The following is a 1906-nucleotide window of genomic DNA, read 5'->3' as shown; positions in this document are numbered from 1 at the left end:
GGCGCCGCCCGCCAGCGCCGAGCCCGCCACCCCGGCAGGATCCGGCCACCCGGGCGCTCGACCATCTCGAGGCCTGGCACAGCCGGGCGCTGCTGGCCGGGGACGGCCTGGAGATCGCCGCCTGCGAGGCCCTGCGCAGCGTCGTCTCCGGCATCCTGGCCCGGCAGAACACGCTGATCCGCGATGCCGCCCTGCTGCGCGGCATCGCCGGGACCCTGGTCTCGAACGGCTACGGCAGCCGCCGCATCGGCGAGCTGATCGAGCCTTGGATCGCCGCCGTCGTCGAGGCCCGCGGCTACCGGCGGCTCGCCCCGCAGGCCCATCCGGTGGTGATGAACGTCAAGGGCGCCTCGGCTTCGGGCAAGAGCACGATCCGGCCCTACCAGCTCGGGCTGGCGCGCCGCCTCGGGATGGCGTGGTCCGACTTCGCGGTGATCACGCCGGACGTCTGGCGCAAGTTCCTGCTCGACTACGACAGCCTGGGCCCGGCGACCCGGTATGCCGGCACGCTCACCGGCTACGAGGTCGAGATGATCGATATGAAGCTCGACCGCTACGTCACCCGCAAGGCGGCCGAGCGGCGGATCTCGAACCTGCTGATCGACCGCTTCCGGTTCGACAGCTTCCAGGCCGAGGCGGGCTCGGATGGCGGCGGCCAGCTGCTCACCCGGTTCGGCGAGCGGGTCTACATGCAGTTCATGGTGACGCCGCCGGCCGACACGGTGGAGCGCGCCTACAAGCGCGGCGAGCAGTTCGGCCGGTTCAAGGCGGTCGAGGACCTGCTGGCCCACAACGTCGAGGCCTATACCGGCATGCCGCGCCTGTTCTTCAACTGGGCGCTCGCCCGGGACAAGCAGGTCGTCTGCGAGTTCTTGGACAACAGCGTGCCGCAGGGCGAGCGCCCCCGCACCATCGCGTTCGGGGCCGGCGGCGTCCTGAACATCCTCGACGTGAAGGGGCTGATCGACATCGAGCGCTTCCGCAAGGTCGACATCTTCGCGCGCGCCCCGGACGCGGTGTTTCGCGGGGTGGATCTGGCGGCCGGCGCCAACATGCGCTTCCTGCACGACTGCCTGCGCAGGATGGACGCGGTCCGGTTCGCCCGCGCCGAGACCGGGCGCGTGTTCCTGCGCCTCGACCGCGGGCGGCTCACCGGCCTGGACCGCCGGGCCCTTCCGGACGCCGACGGCGATCCCGATTGGGCTGCGGCCCGGGCGGTGATCGGCATCCCCGAGGATGCCGCCGGGATCCCGGAACTGGACGAGACGCTGGTCCCGGCCGACGAGCCGACGCTCGGCACCTGGGGACCCACGCGAGCCTGATCACCCGATGGAACAATATTTCCGAGACTGACAGCGAGGCGCCGCCTTCACGGTCTGGTATATTGCATGCCTGAGCCGAATATGCATGATTGAGCCGGCACGAGACAGACGCGCCGGCTCAAGGACGCGCCGCCCACCAGAGAGGCTCAGGGATGGAACGCCAGGATTCGCCGTCGGCGAAATGGTGGCAGCTCGCCTTCGGCGTGATCTGCATGGCCATGATCGCCAACCTCCAATACGGCTGGACGCTGTTCGTCGATCCCATCGACCAACGCTACCACTGGGGGCGGGCCGCGATCCAGCTCGCCTTCACGTTGTTCGTCGCCACCGAGACCTGGCTGGTGCCCGTGGAGGCCTGGTTCGTGGACCGCTACGGTCCGAGCCTCGTGGTCGCCTTCGGGGGCGTCATGATCGCCCTGGCCTGGACCATCGACGCCTACGCCGACAGCCTCGCGCTGCTCTATCTCGGCGCGGTGGTCGGCGGCATCGGCGCCGGCTCGGTCTACGGCACCTGTGTGGGCAACGCGCTGAAGTGGTTCCCGCATCGCCGCGGCCTGGCCGCCGGCGCCACCGCCGCCGGGTTC

Annotated in this window: 2 protein-coding genes; both read left to right on the top strand. The window is 70.5% G+C overall.

Going from position 1 to position 1906, the window contains the following annotated elements:
* Positions 1-1322: hypothetical protein (locus tag FV228_RS28310; RefSeq protein ID WP_147857528.1), on the top strand; the 1322-nt coding region annotated here is incomplete at its 5' end.
* Between the two features lie 152 nt (positions 1323-1474).
* A partial coding sequence (locus FV228_RS28305; RefSeq protein ID WP_147857527.1) for an MFS transporter occupies positions 1475-1906 on the top strand: 432 nt, incomplete at its 3' end.

Origin of the sequence: Methylobacterium sp. WL18 (assembly GCF_008040015.1) — a bacterium.
In the GTDB taxonomy this organism is placed as follows: domain Bacteria; phylum Pseudomonadota; class Alphaproteobacteria; order Rhizobiales; family Beijerinckiaceae; genus Methylobacterium; species Methylobacterium mesophilicum.
The sequence above is the reverse complement of the archived record's forward strand: the minus strand, read 5'-3'. Positions and strand labels throughout refer to the sequence as shown.